18 protein-coding genes are annotated in these 16,650 nt (G+C 39.7%); 6 read left to right on the top strand and 12 right to left on the bottom strand.

Going from position 1 to position 16,650, the window contains the following annotated elements; translation table 11 throughout:
* Nucleotide 1: 1 nt before the first annotated feature.
* Together GQ61_RS02410 and GQ61_RS09395 are read left to right on the top strand one after the other, a co-directional pair.
* Complete coding sequence (locus GQ61_RS02410; RefSeq protein ID WP_085783771.1) at nucleotides 2-541, top strand: DsbE family thiol:disulfide interchange protein; 540 nt, start codon at nucleotides 2-4, stop codon at nucleotides 539-541.
* Nucleotide 542: 1 nt separating this feature from the next.
* Nucleotides 543-896, top strand: a complete 354-nt coding sequence (locus tag GQ61_RS09395; RefSeq protein ID WP_085783770.1) for a cytochrome c-type biogenesis protein — start codon at nucleotides 543-545, stop codon at nucleotides 894-896.
* 4 nt (nucleotides 897-900) lie between these two features.
* Here GQ61_RS09395 and GQ61_RS02400 read toward each other — a convergent pair whose 3' ends face one another.
* Both GQ61_RS02400 and GQ61_RS02395 read right to left on the bottom strand, forming a co-directional pair.
* The gene (locus GQ61_RS02400) at nucleotides 901-2,574 is read right to left on the bottom strand and encodes a peptidylprolyl isomerase (RefSeq protein ID WP_085783769.1); all 1,674 of its coding nucleotides are present in this window, start codon (nucleotides 2,572-2,574) and stop codon (nucleotides 901-903) included.
* 88 nt (nucleotides 2,575-2,662) lie between these two features.
* Nucleotides 2,663-3,949: a M23 family metallopeptidase gene (locus GQ61_RS02395; protein ID WP_085783768.1), complete on the bottom strand. Its 1,287-nt coding sequence runs from the start codon at nucleotides 3,947-3,949 to the stop codon at nucleotides 2,663-2,665.
* Between the two features lie 188 nt (nucleotides 3,950-4,137).
* Here GQ61_RS02395 and GQ61_RS02390 point away from each other — a divergent pair, with 188 nt between their 5' ends.
* From GQ61_RS02390 to GQ61_RS02380, 3 genes are read left to right on the top strand one after another with little or no spacing between them, the layout of a single operon-like run.
* On the top strand, nucleotides 4,138-4,809 hold the full coding sequence (locus tag GQ61_RS02390) for a histidine phosphotransferase family protein (RefSeq protein WP_198157376.1): 672 nt from the start codon (nucleotides 4,138-4,140) through the stop codon (nucleotides 4,807-4,809).
* 38 nt (nucleotides 4,810-4,847) lie between these two features.
* Entirely contained in the window at nucleotides 4,848-6,071 is a 1,224-nt protein-coding gene (locus GQ61_RS02385; protein WP_085783766.1) for an acyltransferase family protein, read from the top strand.
* A complete protein-coding gene (locus tag GQ61_RS02380) occupies nucleotides 6,072-7,304 on the top strand; it encodes an acyltransferase family protein (protein WP_085783765.1) in 1,233 nt (410 codons plus the stop codon).
* Between the two features lie 3 nt (nucleotides 7,305-7,307).
* On the opposite strand, the gene GQ61_RS02375 is transcribed toward GQ61_RS02380, so the two are convergent.
* From GQ61_RS02375 to GQ61_RS09230, 10 genes are all read right to left on the bottom strand, one after another.
* A complete protein-coding gene (locus GQ61_RS02375) occupies nucleotides 7,308-7,568 on the bottom strand; it encodes a hypothetical protein (protein ID WP_085783764.1) in 261 nt (86 codons plus the stop codon).
* Between the two features lie 3 nt (nucleotides 7,569-7,571).
* Nucleotides 7,572-8,537 (bottom strand): FAD-dependent thymidylate synthase, encoded by a 966-nt coding sequence (gene thyX, locus GQ61_RS02370; RefSeq protein ID WP_085783763.1) that lies wholly within the window; start codon nucleotides 8,535-8,537, stop codon nucleotides 7,572-7,574.
* Nucleotides 8,538-8,718: 181 nt separating this feature from the next.
* Entirely contained in the window at nucleotides 8,719-8,985 is a 267-nt protein-coding gene (locus tag GQ61_RS02365) for a BolA family protein (RefSeq protein ID WP_085783762.1), read from the bottom strand.
* Nucleotides 8,986-10,257, bottom strand: a complete 1,272-nt coding sequence (locus GQ61_RS02360) for an HlyC/CorC family transporter (RefSeq protein ID WP_085783761.1) — start codon at nucleotides 10,255-10,257, stop codon at nucleotides 8,986-8,988. It lies immediately after the preceding gene.
* 14 nt (nucleotides 10,258-10,271) lie between these two features.
* Nucleotides 10,272-11,141: a TIGR01459 family HAD-type hydrolase gene (locus GQ61_RS02355; RefSeq protein ID WP_085783760.1), complete on the bottom strand. Its 870-nt coding sequence runs from the start codon at nucleotides 11,139-11,141 to the stop codon at nucleotides 10,272-10,274.
* 101 nt (nucleotides 11,142-11,242) lie between these two features.
* On the bottom strand, nucleotides 11,243-11,929 hold the full coding sequence (locus GQ61_RS02350) for an ABC transporter ATP-binding protein (RefSeq protein ID WP_085783759.1): 687 nt from the start codon (nucleotides 11,927-11,929) through the stop codon (nucleotides 11,243-11,245).
* Nucleotides 11,922-13,172, bottom strand: coding sequence for a lipoprotein-releasing ABC transporter permease subunit (locus GQ61_RS02345; protein ID WP_085785050.1), 1,251 nt, complete (start codon nucleotides 13,170-13,172; stop codon nucleotides 11,922-11,924). Before GQ61_RS02345 ends, GQ61_RS02350 begins: the two co-directional genes overlap by 8 nt.
* Entirely contained in the window at nucleotides 13,163-14,473 is a 1,311-nt protein-coding gene (gene proS / locus GQ61_RS02340) for a proline--tRNA ligase (protein ID WP_085783758.1), read from the bottom strand. The genes GQ61_RS02345 and proS overlap by 10 nt, the downstream gene beginning before the upstream one ends.
* A gap of 255 nt (nucleotides 14,474-14,728) precedes the next feature.
* Nucleotides 14,729-15,286 (bottom strand): GNAT family N-acetyltransferase, encoded by a 558-nt coding sequence (locus GQ61_RS02335; protein WP_085785049.1) that lies wholly within the window; start codon nucleotides 15,284-15,286, stop codon nucleotides 14,729-14,731.
* Nucleotides 15,287-15,292: 6 nt separating this feature from the next.
* A complete protein-coding gene (locus tag GQ61_RS09230; protein WP_198157374.1) occupies nucleotides 15,293-15,463 on the bottom strand; it encodes a hypothetical protein in 171 nt (56 codons plus the stop codon).
* Between the two features lie 98 nt (nucleotides 15,464-15,561).
* Here GQ61_RS09230 and GQ61_RS02330 point away from each other — a divergent pair, with 98 nt between their 5' ends.
* Nucleotides 15,562-16,491 carry a bifunctional GrpB family protein/GNAT family N-acetyltransferase gene (locus tag GQ61_RS02330; RefSeq protein ID WP_085783757.1) on the top strand — a complete coding sequence of 310 codons (930 nt, stop codon included), beginning with the start codon at nucleotides 15,562-15,564 and terminating at the stop codon, nucleotides 16,489-16,491.
* Nucleotides 16,492-16,650 lie beyond the last annotated feature (159 nt).

The following is a 16,650-nucleotide window of genomic DNA, read 5'->3' as shown; positions in this document are numbered from 1 at the left end:
TATGAGCAAAAAATTTAAATTCTCAATTCCAATTGTTATCGTGGGAGTCTTGGTCGTTGCTCTTTTGTGGGTAACGTTACGTCAGACTTTGACCTATCAATCATCTTTGGTTGGGCAACAAATCCCAGATTTTTCTGTAACGACTTTTGCAAGATCTCCCTATCAATTGCAAGTTTTTGACTCTGACACCATAAAAGGTAAAGCTGCCGTCATCAATTTTTTTGCAAGTTGGTGTTCCATGTGTCGAATTGAACATCCTGTTCTTAAGCATATGGCCGTCAAAAAAGGCATTAAAATTTATGGAATTGCTTTGCGCGATCGATCGGACATGCTTGAAGCATTTTTAACGCAACAGGGGGATCCTTTTGAAGTAATAGGAATGGATAAGACGGGCTCCATGGCGTCTCAATGGGGAATCGTGGGTGTTCCTGAGACTTTCGTAGTTGATAGCCAAGGTATTATTCGTTTTCATCATCGAGGAGCCCTTAGTTTTGAAATGGTTGAGAACGATCTTATCCCCATCCTTGATAAATATTCCTAAAATGCGATTTTGGTTATTTATAGGAGCGTGTCTCCTGTCACAGCCAACTTTTCCAAGTCAAGAAGATCTCTCAAAACGAGCACTATCCATATATGCTCAAGTCAAATGTCCTGTCTGCAAAGGCCAATCTCTTTCGGATTCTGAGGCTCCTATCGCTGAAGCTTTGCGTGCTAAAATATTTGAATCCTTGCAAAAAGGTATGGGAGAAGAGACGATTCTTCAAGAGCTCTCCAATCAATTCGGGGAGAGCATTAATCTCTCCCCGCCTATTAATCGGTTGACTTATATTCTTTGGTTGGCACCTTTTTCTTTCTTCTTAATAGGCGCTTTTCTCCTATTTCTCAGAAAGCGGTGATCGCTTAGTCTTCAAAACCAGCTGAAGCGGGAGCTGTTTCAAGAGGCTCTTTGAAATAGCCTTTGTTCACTTCCACTGGGTTTTTCTTTTCAATGGAAATAATGTATTCCATCAAAATATCGTTGCTGAGAGTCATTTGTAGAACCTTGGCAAACTCAGCCATTTTCTCTTGATTGGGGATTTCTGATGACTTTTCAATTTCAGAGACAAAGCCAACGATCAAAGTTGTTTTATCGTCATCTTTTTGAACGCCTAAAACAGGTTTGTTTTTTGCAACAGAGAAAAGCTGAGCAATCATGTTTTTAGGCATTTTTGTCAGAAACTTACTTAAATCTCCGCTACGATCAATACGTGTTCTAAAGGCTTTGACAGGGTATCTTTTTTCAAGATTTTGAGGTGATTGTCCTTCGTTTAAAGCTTTTGCAATTTCTTCAGCCAAAGCTTTAGCGGCATCAAATGCTTTTTCTTGTTTCCAAAAAGGAACGAGTTTGTCTTTGATATTATGGAAGGGTCTTTGGGATGAAGGCGTGAGTTTATCAACTTTAGCAATAATAAGCTTACCGTCTGCGCCGTCTACAACATCACCTGGGACGTCGACATCTTTTTGGTGGAATCCTTCCTCCAAAATAGCTTTTTCAAGATCAGTCAGAGATTTAGGCTGATTTTGATCGCTAAAAGGATCAGGTTGACCTTGCTTATCCAAAAGTGGGAGTTGCATAATCTCTAAACTATGAGCCTTTGCGACTTCCTCAAAAGTACTTCCTCCACCGAGAGCATCTTCAATTTCAACACCTAGTTTTTGGATTTTTTCATTGGCTTGTTGTTTCTTAAGAAAGCTAATGATCTCATTTTTTACTTGTTCGAAAGTTTTGCCTTGGTATTCATCAGGACGGCTTTCAAATTCTTCTTGGGCTTGTTGATCAGAAATAGCGATTGTATTGATAAGCTTATTTGGATCAAAGACTAAGGCTGACACACTGCGATATTCAGGAGCTTCAAAGCGCTTTAGGTTTTCTCCATAAAAAGTACGCAGTTGTTCTTCTGTGGGGGTTTCTTTTACTAAATTTTCCTTAGCTTCAATAAGGACGCCATTCACACGACGCACCTCATGCTGCCAACGATAGAGAGGCGCGATCATTGCCTTAGGAGCTGTAATCCCTACTGCAATAGCCTTTAAAAGATTTTCACGCACGAGCTCTTTGCGCATCAGCTCTACATATGACTTTTCCGAAAAACCTACACGCTCAATAATTGATTTAAAGATATCGCGATTAAAAGAACTATCTTGGTTTTGAAAGACTTTTTCTGCATGAATACGATTTCGTACCATATCGTCAGAGACAAGGATTCCTAAACGCTCAGCTTCAAGTTCCAACAAAGTATCATTAACAAGCTTTTGCATCACATAAGTATCGATGCCCATTTCACGTGCTTTTTTACGATCAATCTTTTCTTTTAGATTTTGCTCAGCATTGTGGATTTGACGAGCGACCATGTATTCGAATTCTCGAGCACTAATTTTTCGTGACCCAATACTGATCACTGTTTGATTGCCACCGCCACCAATACGGTTGATGACGTCCCCAATTCCCCATAAAAAGCCAAAAGCGATGGCGAGTATCAAGAAGAATGCTCTAAACCACCATGTGGTAGATGCCTTGCGAAAAACCTCAAGCATTTGTCAATATCCTAATTCTTAAACCAAATTTAAAGTGTGGCGATTTTACGCAGCAAATTATATTCAGGCAATCTCTTTATTTTTTGTTTTAGCCTTTTGCAGGCTTTGGGGCCTCAGCTTGTCTAACAGTCTTGTATTGTTGATCAATCTTTGCCTTAAATGCCTTAAAACGTTCCATGTCCTTGCCAGAAAGCTTGGCAGCAGGCAACATGCTTACCTTGCTTGGGTTAATTTGAGTGTTAAATCGTAGTAATTCATAATGCAAATGAGGGCCTGAAGCGAGACCTGTTGAACCAACGTAGCCAATTACTTCGCCTTGTTTTACACGTTTGCCTGCCTTCATGCCTTTTGCAAATCGACTAAGATGGGCATAGAACGTCGAATATTCATGATTGTGTTTAATGCGTACACAATTACCATAACCTCTAGAGTGACCTGATTTATCTACGACTCCGCTACCTGATGCCATAATAGGGGTGCCGCTTGGGGCGGAGAAGTCCACGCCTTTATGGGCGCGTGTATATCCTAAAATTGGATGGCGTCGCATGCCATATCGAGAGGAAATTTTGGCGCCATCAATTGGAGTTCTTAAAAGTCCGCGTTTTATGCTTTCACCTTTAGCGTTATAATATCCTGAATCGCCCTTCTCAGGTTTAAAACGATAAAAGCTAACAGTTTTGTCTTGAAGTTCAACAATGGCGAAGAGTAAAGAGCGCGGTTGTTCTTTTAAAGAATCTGGATTTACATCTGTTTCATAGATGAGACCATAAGTATCACCTGGGTGAAAGGCACGTTGAAAGTCAATTTCATAAAGCAAGTTTTGGGTCATCTCATGAAGAATTTTTGATGGAACGTTTCGCTTGGAAGCATCTACATAAAGACCGCTTTCAATTTGACCAGAAACCCTTCGTATACTGAGAATAAGCTTTTTGGCTTCCTTTTGAGCTTTAAAGACGCCATCAGTTTTTGTCACCGTAATTGAACTATCAATGGTGGCCTCAAAGTTGAGTTCTTCAAGGTCTCGAAATTCAGGTTTATCACGATATTGGCGGATAGTAAGATAAAGCTCATGATCAGGACGTAAATCTTTTGGCTTAAAGACTTTCTTGAGGGCTTCAGCGACGCCTTGGGCTTGTAGTTTATCTATACCCACATTGGTGAGGGCTGTAATTAAAGTTTCCCCCTTTTTAAGTTTTATAACCTCTTCAACAACCGTTTCACTCGGTTCTTCAACAACAGCCTCTTCTACGGGAGGAACTTGTTCAATTTCTTTTATTTTAGGGCGGTGCGATAGATAGTGATGCAAAGCAACACTTATCGCCAGGATAATACAAATACTGCCGGCAATGTGTCTAAGATAACGTTTCTCAAACATCTTGTAAGTCAGGACCTTATCTTAAAGGATTTTTTAATGACAATATTCATAGCCAGTCCTAGAGCATTCGTCTATGATGAAATTAATAAAATTGTCTAAACCTTTGAAACCCCGCTAAAATAAAAACTCTGCACAGAAATAAAATTTTGAGTATAATGAGAGAGGAAGAACAATATAAAGCGATAATCATGAATAAACTTGGTCTTTCTCAATTAATGTGTTCACGCTTATGCCATGATCTTATAACGCCAATGGGTGCTATTAGTAGTGGTTTGGAAATTTTAAGCGATTGTGACGAAAAGGATCGTAATCAGATTTTAGAGATTTTACGCAATAGCTCTGAAACTGCGAATAGCCGTCTTGTGTTTTACAGAGCTGCTTTTGGAGCATCAAAATCTGGCCCATTAGTGACTGCTTCAGGAACGCATCAACTCTTGGAAGGATTCTTAAGACCTCTTAAAATTAGTCTTGAGTGGGATATAGATTCTGCAACAGAATCCTCTACTTTTGATCTCGCTTTATGGGGAAAGATGCTTTTGAATCTCGTGTTAGTTGCCGTTGAAACAGCTCCTTATGGGGGAAAGATTAAGCTCATGAACCAAAAGCGACCTGAAGAACTTGACTTACATTTAACTCTGAGTGGAAATTTGCTTGCAATGAAAACTGATGTCATAAGAGTCCTTGAGGGGAAAGGAAGCATGGATGAGCTAACACCTCATACAATTCATGCTTTCGTTGCTATGGAACTTTTGCGTCAGCTAGGCCTTTACCTGTCATTTACTCAAAAAGAATCTAAGATTCTTGAAATGCAGGTAACAAATGAAGCTAGCACAAATAACCTTCACGCTTCCTTATTTTAAATAAGATTGCTAAAATCACTCAAAAAGAGGAAGCACTTATGACCTATGAACATACACCCAATCGTTATTTGTTTCTTGATTATTTAAGAGGATTTGTTGTTGCCCTTGTGGTCTTTGACCATGCTTTGCAAGCTTATGCGCCGCATTTCAGAAATTTCTGGTTTTTACCTGACATAGACAGCAATATCTTCTTTGATATTTTTCATATGAATAATAATAGCTTCATGATGCCTATTTTGTATTTTTTATCGGGGATCTTTGTGTTGCCTTCTTTAAAAAGACGCGGATATCTGAGCTTTAGCAAAGAACGATTCTTAAGACTGGTGGTGCCTTTTGTAGTGGGTGTGCCGTTGCTATCACCCGTTGTAAGTTATGCAGATCATGTGACGAAAGAGGGGGCTAATGCCCTGAGTTATGGTGAGTTTTGGTATAACTCAATGACAGCAGAATTTGTTCAAGTAGGTATTTTTTGGTTCCTTTACTATTTAATTCTCTTAACTTTGATTGCAGTCGTTATTTATAGTATCATTCCTGGTCTCATTCGTTTGCTGAGTAAAGTCGTTTCCTGGATGTTTCATCATCCTATTCCAGGGTTTTGCATATTTGCTGTCTTAAGCGCTATTATTTTGGGTGTTTCAGATTTAATTTGGGGAGCTCCTTGGTTTATAGGTTGGGGGAGATTCTTTCATGTACAAGCTTCTCGGTTTATTCTCATTGGTGTGTATTTCTTTGTGGGGGTTGCCATCGGAGAATCTGATCTTTTAAATGATAAAGATTTTTGGAAAAAATTTTCGGATCGATGGTCTTTCTTAGTGATAGCGACCATTATTGTCGGAATTTTTTATATTGGGTTTACGCTTAATAATCTTGATGATGCCTATAATAATGAATTGAGACGGTTCTTTCGCATGGGGGGAGAGTGGGAAGAAGCTTGGCCAATTTTTGAAGAAACGGTTCCGGCAATTCTGGTGCGCACAACGCTTCATGGTATTTTCTGCGCCTTACAGACGTTGAGTTTAATGGCTATTTTCTATCGTTTCTTAAATCGCCCGATCGCTCTTTGGCAATCATTGGCGGTATGTTCCTATGGAATTTACTTGATTCACGAAGGATTTGTGGTTTGGATTCACAAAGGACTTTATGGCGAACCCATGCCTGTCTTCTTTAAATTTTTAACTTCAGGCGGCATAGCGTTCTTTGTTTCTTGGCTTTTGGTAGAAAAGGTTTTACGCAAAATACCCGTCTTAAGAAGGATCCTTTAAATGTCACCCCACGGTATCAATCAAAATCGTCTTATTTATATTGATTATCTAAGGGCCCTTATTTTTATGATGCTGGCATTGGACCACTCAGTCCATGCCTATGCTCAGCGTTGGGGCGGATTACATTTTATTACGGATTTTGATCGTACAGTGATTTTTGATGTTTTTTATATGGTGTCTAACAGCATCATCATGCCCATGATATTTTTTATTTCTGGTTTATTTGTTATTCCCTCTATTCAAAAAAATGGAGCAGGGGGATTTTTAAAAAATCGATTGGTTCACCTTGGTATTCCCTTCGTTTTGGGCGTTATTTTTATTACACCACTTTTACAGTACGCCAGTTTTCATGACCAAGAAGATCCTATGGTGTCCTATGGTGCTTATTGGTTTGAGCATTATTTTCCTTATAATCTTTCTGCAAGTGGTCCATTTTGGGTTCTGTGGGTCTTGTTTTTTTATAGTCTCATCTTAATGATTCTTTATCTGCTTTTTCCAGGACTCATCAGAGGACTTGGAGCACTTGTGAGTAAAGTTGTTAAAAGACCTATCTTATTTTGCATAAGTTTTCTTATGCTATTGATAGCCATCGCTTCTATCACTGATTTGATTTGGGGGGCACCTTGGTGGTTTCGTGTATGGTGGTTCTTTAGTCTCCAAGGCTCACGTTTTCTAATCCAGGCGCTGTTTTTTTTATTAGGATCAGCAGTTATGGAATCGGGCGTTTTACATGAGAAAGAATGGTTACAGCGCTTTGCTTCTAAATGGTTCGGATTCTTTATGATAGCCATTGTTATGGGAGTTGCCTATGTGGGGTTTAGTCTAAGTTTTATTGAAGACGGTGCTTATGATTCTTCTTTTAGAAAAGCATTGAATCAGAAAGAATCCTTCGAGACTTTATGGACTATCTTTATAGATCATAGCCAGCTCTCTTTCCTCAGAACCGTGCTTTTTAGTGGATTTATTTTCAGTCAATTTATTTTTTACATGGCCTTGGGGTATCGTTTTTTGAATCATTCAAATTCACTGTGGCGTAATTTGTCTTTGAATACTTATGGAATTTTTCTTCTTCATGAGGTGCCCGTTATCTGGCTGCAATATGTTTTGATTTCTTCCAGCTTGCCATTGTTGATTAAAATAGGGGTGGTGTTTATCGTAGGTGTTGGTGGAACGTGGCTTATTGTTGATAAAGTCCTAAGACGTTTCAAATTGGTACGTCAGGTATTGAATTAAAATTTATTTTTCTTTTTTTTGGGGTAAGCACTTTTCCACAAAACGTTTGCGGATCAAGTTACACAGCTCTTCGTCGTTCAAAGCATAAACAAGAGCTGCAGCTGTAATGATATTTTCAGGCACAGTTTCAGTTTTAACTTCTGGGAGAGAAGCTTTGAGCGTCCCATCAACCTTGAGAATAATTGCTGCATCTAAATCATCAAGTTCAATAGTTGTGCGACTTGGTGATGACGTGATCACCTTAAATTTGCTGCGATCTTTCAAAGGTTAAGCCCTTTTCTTTTGTTGTTTTTCACCATCTTCAATTTCTAGCTGGGCCATTAATTCGCGCCATTCACGCGGACTAAGCCCTACATCCTGCGCTTGCACTTCCTGTCCCTTCAGCATTCTTTTGACGACTTCTAACCCAGCTTTGGATAGATAAGCGCTTTTAAAACGATAATCCATAAAGGCTTCATAGGTAAGAGGAACCCATCGTTTGAGAATATCGAGAATCACATACGCATAAGCGCGAATCTCATACTGTGCATGATCATCAGCACGCAAACTTAAGAAATGCATTAGATTGTGCAAGTCAATTTTCCAATACCACTCCGTATAGTAATTCAATGTCAAATTCATCCGAGCAAGTTCTCGTGTCAGTCCTTCACGATTAGCATCCAGTACGTTGCCTTCTTGATCAGCATTGAGCATCTCTTCATAGTGTTCATAGACTTGATGAGCATCGCTTTTTAGAATTTCTAATACGCGGTTGGCTTCTTCATCATTCAAAAGGTCTCCACGACCCTGACGATTGGTTTGTGATTGTTTACCCAATTGATTACGTTGAGGGATGTAAAATTCCTTGCCTAAAATAGAGTAACGCCCGGAATATTCGTTAATGCTGGCTGTACGATGACGCAACCATTCACGGGAAACGAATAAAGGAAGTTTTACATGCAGTTTGATTTCGCACATTTCAAAGGGTGTTGTGTGGCGATGTCTCATGAGATAGCGGATTAACCCTCTATCTTCATTGACTTTTTTGGTGCCTTTTCCATAGGAAATACGGGCTGCTTGAACGATAGAGCTGTCATCTCCCATATAGTCAACGACACGAATAAAACCGTGATCAAGGACAGGGAAGGGCTCATATAGGATATTTTCTATTTCAGGAGCAGTGACGCGAAAAGTTGGTTCAGTTTGACCTTTGAGAGTTTTTAAATCAACAACGGATTCGGCGTCTTTTGCCATACTGTGCTCCTTGCAAAATTTCTGACTATTTATGGCTCCCTATAAACCATCATTGGGCACTTAAGCACAATTAGAAAGCCTCGCCAAGACCTTTCTAAAAAGAGTTGCAAAATAACTATTTATGCGGCTTTCCAGCAGAGAAGAGCGGTCTGAAAAATTGCTCAATCGACCGAGAATGGATTTATTCGCCAGGAGCCTTTGTCGTTAAGGCCAAAGCATGGATACGTTTTATGATAAAATGCAAGCTAAGATAAACCTCACGGTGGCGTTCAATTTGATTGAGGCCACAAAACTTTGAAGAAATGATCGTCACTTTAAAGTGACTTTCGCCATAAAACCCTGCGCTCCCTGCATGGCCTGCATGTTTGTCAGACTCATCAATAATCTCGAGAAATTCAGGTGAAAATTTCTCTTTTAAAACGGATGACATTTCATTTTTAATGGACATCTATACCTTCTTTACTGAGCTTATACGCAATAGAGTGAGTTTATTACGTACACGACGAATAACTTTAATGCGAAAACCTTCGATATTAAATGTTTGTCCAACTTTTGGAATTTTGCGTGCTTCATGAAGCACAAGGCCTGCAATAGTTGAAGCTTCTATATCTGGTAAGGCCCAATCAAATTGTCGATTCAGATCTCTCAAAGTTGTAGAACCTGTCACAAAAATATCGCCATTCATTTGTCCCCAAATTCCAGGGATCTGAATGTCATGCTCATCTGAAATTTCACCGACGATTTCTTCTAAAATATCTTCAAGCGTCACGATACCAATAAAAGCGCCATATTCATCAACGACAATGGCAAAGTGTTCTTTGCGATCACGAAACGCTTGTAACTGTTCATGAAGAGTAGTTGTTTCAGGAACGAACCAAGGTTTGTTGACGATTTCTTTGATTTTTATGTTTTGCAAATTGCCGTTATGAAAGCGAATGGCTCTTAATAAATCTTTCGCATTCAAAATGCCAATAATGTTATCCGTGTTTTCTTCCCATAATGGAATGCGCGTAAAAGGACTGCTGGTGACCATCTCAATTATAGTAGCGGGATCACTATCCGCATCGAGCATTGTCACATCACTGCGGTGGACCATAATTTCATCTACATGCACATCTCCTAGATCTAAAATGCTGTGCATCATGGCTTTTTCTTGACGACTTTCGGGTGATCCTTCGTGCAGATCGATAGCTCCTCTCAACTCTTCTTCAGAACTGGTAATACGTGCTTTTGGATCAATTTTTACCCCCATTAGACGAAGGCTCCAACGCGCCATTTTTTCAATAAAAAAAGTTATGGGAGAAGTTATTTTGATCAAGAAACTAATAGAAGGAGCAAGAAATATGGCTAAAGATTCAGCAAAACTAATGGCAAAAATCTTTGGCATCACTTCGGCATAAATCACAATCAAAAAAGTCATGAGAGCAGTTGCGTACCAAACGCCTGTTTCCCCCCAAAATTTTGTAAATAAATAAGTTGCTAGAGAAGCTGAAACGATATTCGCTAAGCTGTTGCACAGTAATATAGTGCCAATCAATTTTTCGGACTCAAGACGCATGCTCATCACCATCTTAGCGGCATTGGAGCCTTTCTTGGACAAGCGATGAAGTTTAGCTTTTGACGCTGCTATGAGCGCCGTTTCCGATGCTGAAAAAATTGCTGACAGCAGTATGAAGAACAGAATTGTTAAGGATATGGGTAAATATGTTAAAGACGACATTTGTTGCTATATGGTTACCAGGTCAAATGACTCATGATGTATAAAGGATTATATCCTTTTTCGTGGGCCATGTCACGAATCTCCTCAAGGGAGGGATTTTTTTGTCGAAGCTTAAGCTCAGCGCGGGTTAGGTGGCTTAAGATCAGCATGGATTTCATATGCGCAGCTTTTGCACCTGCGATATCGGCATTTAATGAATCGCCAACAACAAGAACACGTTTAATGTCTGCCACATTCATATCTTTACTTGTTTTCAAAAACAGAGATGCATTTGGTTTGCCGTGGACAAAGACAGTGCCTCCCATCTTTTCGTAGGCTTCACCTATTTTTGCAGGATTAAGGGCGGTTGCTTCAAGCCCATCACTGACAGGTTCGCGACTAATACAAATCATGGGAATATGGTGTCTTAAGCCTTGTTCAAGAATTGAGCGATAATCACTGGCCTTTGCGTGAATTCCATCCGAACCGTAGACCAAAATAAAACTAGCTTCTTCAATTAAATCCGTTCTATTCACGTTAAGGTCTTTGAGAAAACGAACACCGTTTTGAGGACCTAAAAAATAACACTTCTTCCCTAAAACCGCATGTCTTATATCATTCTGTCGAGAGAGATGTTGATAGGTGGCTTCTCCAGCCGTCATAAGGGCTTGATAGTGGGGAGGGGTTATCCCAATGCTTTCTAAAAATTTCATCATTTCTTCAGAACGCTCGCGTGCGTTGGAAAGCATACCTACAGATTTTCTTAAGTTGGAGAGATTCTTGATCACTTGAATAGCGTCTTCATACACAATTTCATCTTCATAAAAGACGCCTCGGACACTAAAAATATAAGCATCATATTGGCTGATCAAATCTTCAAAATGTTTAATAATTTTTGCTGTCATGGTTGATGGTCAAAGCATTTTTATAGGTATTGTAACGCTCAATCTCTTAAAAACCTCTTAAAAGAAACTTAACGAGCGGTATTTATTTGTAATTAGCTTGTTTACTTTTTATGAAGGTGACCGTTTCTAAGATGAAGGACGCGATCCATACGTTTGGCTAGATCCATATTATGAGTGGCAATGAGAGCTGCCATCCCTTGACTTTTTACGAGTCCTAAAAGCTCTTTAAAGACAAGATCGGCTGTATTTTCATCTAAATTACCCGTAGGCTCATCCGCTAACAAAAGCTTTGGTCGATTCGCCAAAGCTCTTAAAATCGCAATACGTTGCTGCTCGCCACCTGAAAGTTTTGCAGGCACATGACTCGCACGTTTATCAAGTTTGAGTGATGTGAGAAGCGCGCGCGCGCGGTTTTCTGCTTCATTTTCTGAAAGCCCATCAATCATTTGAGGCAACATAATGTTTTCTAAAGCAGTGAACTCAGGTAATAAGTGATGAAATTGATAAATAAAGCCAATAGTTTTACGACGCAAATCTGTGCGGCGTTTATCTCTCAGCTTTGAGCAAGCTTCATTATTAATGTAGATCTCCCCTTTGCTGGGGTGCTCTAAAAGTCCGGTGATATGGAGAAGTGTTGATTTTCCCGATCCAGATGCACCGACCAGAGCGACACATTCGCCTGGACGAATTTCTAAATCAATCCCCTTCAAAACTTCGAGAGAAGCTGCACCTTGATGGAAAACTTGTTGGATATTCTCCAACTTAAGAATAACAGGGTTTTTACTCATAGCGTAAGGCCTCTACAGGATCTAATTTTGCAGCGCGCCAAGCTGGTCGAAGAGTAGCAAGAAAAGTAATCGTCAATGCCATGCCAACGACAACTGAGACTTCTGACCAGTCTATTTTCGAAGGCATTTTTGAAAGAAAATAGATTTCAGCATTGAACAACTCAGTGCCCGTAAGGCTTTGAAAAAATTGCCTTATGCGTTCAATGTTGAGAGCAAAAGTAATCCCCAACGCACTTCCCATAATCGTACCTGCGACGCCAATCATAGAGCCTGTCAGCAAAAAGATGCCCGTGATCATACCTTTTGTAGCGCCCATGGTTCGCAAAATTGCAATGTCACGTCCTTTATCTTTGACCAACATAATCAAACTGGAAATGATATTAAAGGCAGCCACGATGATGATGAGCGTTAAAATTAAAAACATCACATTGCGCTCAACTTTAATGGCACCAAAGAATTTTGAGTTTGCCTTTTGCCAATCAAGAATGCGCAAATTCGCTCCCAAAGTTTCAAAAATCTTTTGGACATAGAGAGTAACTTTATCAGGGTCATCAACAAATATCTCTAGTCCTGAAGCCATATTAGGCATGCGGAAAAATTTTTGGGCGGTGGTGAGAGGAATAAAAGTCATCCCTTTATCAAACTCGGTCATACCGACATTAAAAATCGCGGCGACTTGCAAGGTCCTCATTCTTGGAACTGTACCAAAAGGCGATGAATTTCCCTCTGGTGCAATGAGCGTAACAATATCGCCTGGTACAACATTCAATCGCTCGGCAAGTCTTAGCCCAATGACGATGGCGTTGTCCTCGGTAAACTTATCCAAGCTTCCCATGACAATTTTACTGGCAATAAGGTCACGGTCTTTTAAATCTTCTAACTTTACTCCGTGAACATTAATACCCATGGCATTGTTGTCATGCGCTAGCATCGCTTGACGTTCAATAAGGGGGGTGGCGCTGGTTATTCCTGGGATTGCGCGCACAAGTTCCGTCGCTTTGTCATAATTGAGCATGCCTTCTGATATAGCACTCCCAACTGCGATATGACCATTAAACCCTAAGATACTTTTCATGAGCTCTGCACGAAAACCATTCATGACCGACATGACGACAATAAGTGTTGCAACTCCCAACATAATGCCGAGGAATGAAAAGCCGGCAATAATTGAGATAAAGCCTTCTTTTCCCTTAGGTCGTAAATATCTGAAGGCTACTTTACGGATAAAAGCGTTCATGAGCAGCAACTTTTATGAGGGCCTTTAATGGCATCAATTAAGTTGTCCCAACTGACATTCTCAAGAACTTCACCCGTCCGGCGATTTTTTAGTTCATAAGTATTAGATTCCAATGACCGTGAACCAAAGCGAATTTGCCAGGGCAAGCCAATAAGGTCATGGGTAGCAAATTTAACACCTGACCTTTCACTCCGATCATCATAGAGAACATCTAAGCAGTGTTGCTGAAGCTTGAGATAAAGGTCATCAGATGCTTTGGTACATTTTTCATCATCAGGCTTGAGGTTAAGTAAGGCCACATCAAAAGGTGCCACACTTGCTGGCCATACAATGCCTACATCATCATGACTTGCTTCAATAATTGCGGCAACGAGACGTGAGACGCCGATTCCATAACATCCCATATGGACTGTAATATTCTGACCACCTTTATCTATAATATGTGCCTTTAATGGATCGGAATATTTTGTTCCTAAATAAAAAACGTGGCCTACTTCAATGCCACGTTTTGATTTGAGACGGTCTTGAGGAACAGGGCAGTTTTTAGCATCATGCATTTCTTCATCAGCTGCATAAAGCCCCATAAGATGTTCAATGTCAAAAGTCTCTGTCTCCATCAACTTTTCCAAATCCGCATCATAATAAATAAGGCTTTCACCCGTATTGGCTAGAATTTGAAACTCATGACTCATATCTCCGCCAATGGGCCCACTTGAAGCGCGCACAGGCACTGCCTTGAGACCCAAGCGTGTAAACGTACGCATATAGGCTTCCATCATCGTGCGATAGGATTTTTGTGCGTCTTCAAAATTAAGATCAAAAGAATAGCAATCTTTCATAAGAAACTCGCGCCCTCGCATAACACCAAAGCGTGGACGTATTTCATCACGAAACTTCCAGTTGATTTGGTAGAGCATTTGAGGAAGATCCCGATAACTTTTCATGAATTTTCGACCAATATCGGTAACAACTTCCTCTGCTGTTGGCGAATATAACATATCGCGTTCTTGACGATCTTTAATACGCAACATTTCATCGCCATAGGCATTGTAACGTCCACTTTCCATCCACAAATCAGCGCTTTGGATGGTGGGCATAATAACTTCATAAGCGCCAGCTCGATTTTGCTCTTGGCGAATGATGCGTTCAACATTCTTTAAAACGCGCGTACCCAAAGGAAGCCATGAATAAATACCAGCTGATGATTGCAAAATCATACCTGATCGCAACATCAATCGATGAGACACCACTTGAGCTTCGCTTGGATTTTCTTTAATTGTTGGCAAAAAATAGCGACTTAAACGCATACTTTGTAATTTCCTTTATTTATCTTAGAGTCTCACAATAGCAAAAATCTTAGAAAAGCCAAGGCTCTTAAAGCAGTGGAATAAAGATGATTCTCTATGCGCTGAAAAAGCTTAGTTTAATAGCCTCCAGCTCTTCACGTTTTTAGGACTCTAAAATCTTTTTCTTTCTCTTTAGAGAAATGGTCTAGCATGGTGCAAGAGAAATTTTTGATTTTGCATCATCAAAATACAGTTCTGATCGGATTTAAGCTATATTTATATTTGTTCACTAGAAATTTCTTTGATCATCAGCACGCCTTTGCTTTGATCAAAGAAACCGCCTTGTTGAGTAAATTCAGAGACGATTTTAAAGCCTGCTTTTTGATAAACATGAATGGCTCTGGGGTTATTTATAAAGGGATCGATATAAAAAATATCAGTTTTGGGCTCAACCGCTTTAATAAAATAGTGCATGAAAGCTTTTAAAGTAGGCGCTGCTAAACCTTTACCTAAATGGTTTTTACTGCCAATGCAAAAATCAATTCCGAAAGTTTTCCCTGTTTTCGAGATGTAAGGTTTGTAAATCTCTGGAGGATCTGTTTTTTCCGATTCTTCATGCGTGATAATAAAGGCATAGGGATGATTATCTAAAAGTCCAACCCAATAGGAATTCATGCCTCCAAAATACGGGGAGCGGGTTTGACGTCCACCCATAAAATTTTCTATATCTTGGCGATGTTGAGGACTATTGTCCCAAAATTCTTGCACATGAGGATTATCAAGCCATTCGAAAATAGTGTCTTTATCTTTGAGCGTAGCTGAGTGAAACGTCATTGTCATTTAAGATTGGAAAAGGACATAATAAAGGACATAGAGCCACGAAAAGAATCCATGGAGAATGGCCCACAACACTGAATGATTTTTATCATAGGAAATAACCATGGCTAACGCCGATCCAAAGGAAATTCCATAACGTACATACTTATCATATTTAATGATAATTTCATTCATGTGGACCTCAACTTCGTTGTTTAATTCTTATTATGAATACTATATGACAAACCCACGAAGGGTTCATTATAAATAATCGGCTCTCCAGGATTTTATTTATGTCACAGAACGTTATCGTTATCCCTTACGATCCCACTTGGCCCAAGAGATTTTGGCTAGAAGCAAAGAAAATTAAAGAAGCTTTAGGGGACAACTGCGTGACCATTCATCATATTGGTTCCACGTCTATTCCTGGTCTCTCTGCAAAGCCTATCATTGATATGCTACCTGTTGTTAAAGATATTCTTGCTGTTAATAGCCAGGCTTTAGAAAACCTTGGTTATCGAGGACGGGGAGAATTGGGGATGCCCTTTAGACGTTATTTTTCTAATCATGTTTATCATCTCCATATTTGGGAAGAAGGGCATCCCGAAATTGATCGTCATCTCTTGTTTCTTGAATACCTTAGAAAATATCCTGAAGAATTAAAACGCTATGAAGACCTTAAGCTGCAACTCGCGAAAAAATTTCCTGAAGATCGCTCTTCTTACACGGCTTCAAAATATGATTTGATTCAAGAGATGGTTAAAAAGTCAGGCTTTGAAGGTTTGACGATGGTCGAAGCGCTGTTAAATCAAGAATGGGACGCGTATCATCGGATTCGTAAGACTTTACTCTTTGAACCTCGGGGCATTCAGTATGATCCTCACCATCCGTCAATTACAGCTGAAAATCACTATAACTTTGTGCTGATGAGGGGAACAGACATCATTGGCGCAATTGCCGTAGAGTTGCTCGATAATGAGCGTGCGGCCCTTCGTTCCTTAGTGATTGATACGCCTTATCAAAATAGAGGATATGGAGATAAATTTTTAAGGATGATTGAGCGTTGGATTCTTCATCAAAATCGCACGAAAATAGTCCTTCATAGCGTTCCCCAAGCTGTTTCTTTTTATAAAAGGGCTGGATATTTAGAAGAACCTTTTAATGAAGTAAGCGCCAATCCTAATAAAAATGCCATAGATTTGGCAAAAATTTTGAGCAGATAAAGTTGATTTTGATCAAAAATTTACCGATCATTAACCCAATATCCCTTTTTGACAACTAAAAATTAACTAAATTTCTTTATAACTGATTACAGCACAAAAAGACTGGAGGAACCAGGATGCGGTATTGGTTAAAGTTTGTGGCAATTCCTGTGGGGCTTG

The organism is Candidatus Nucleicultrix amoebiphila FS5, from assembly GCF_002117145.1.
Classification (GTDB): domain Bacteria; phylum Pseudomonadota; class Alphaproteobacteria; order Caedimonadales; family Nucleicultricaceae; genus Nucleicultrix; species Nucleicultrix amoebiphila.
This window is presented reverse-complemented; position numbering and strand designations above follow the sequence as displayed.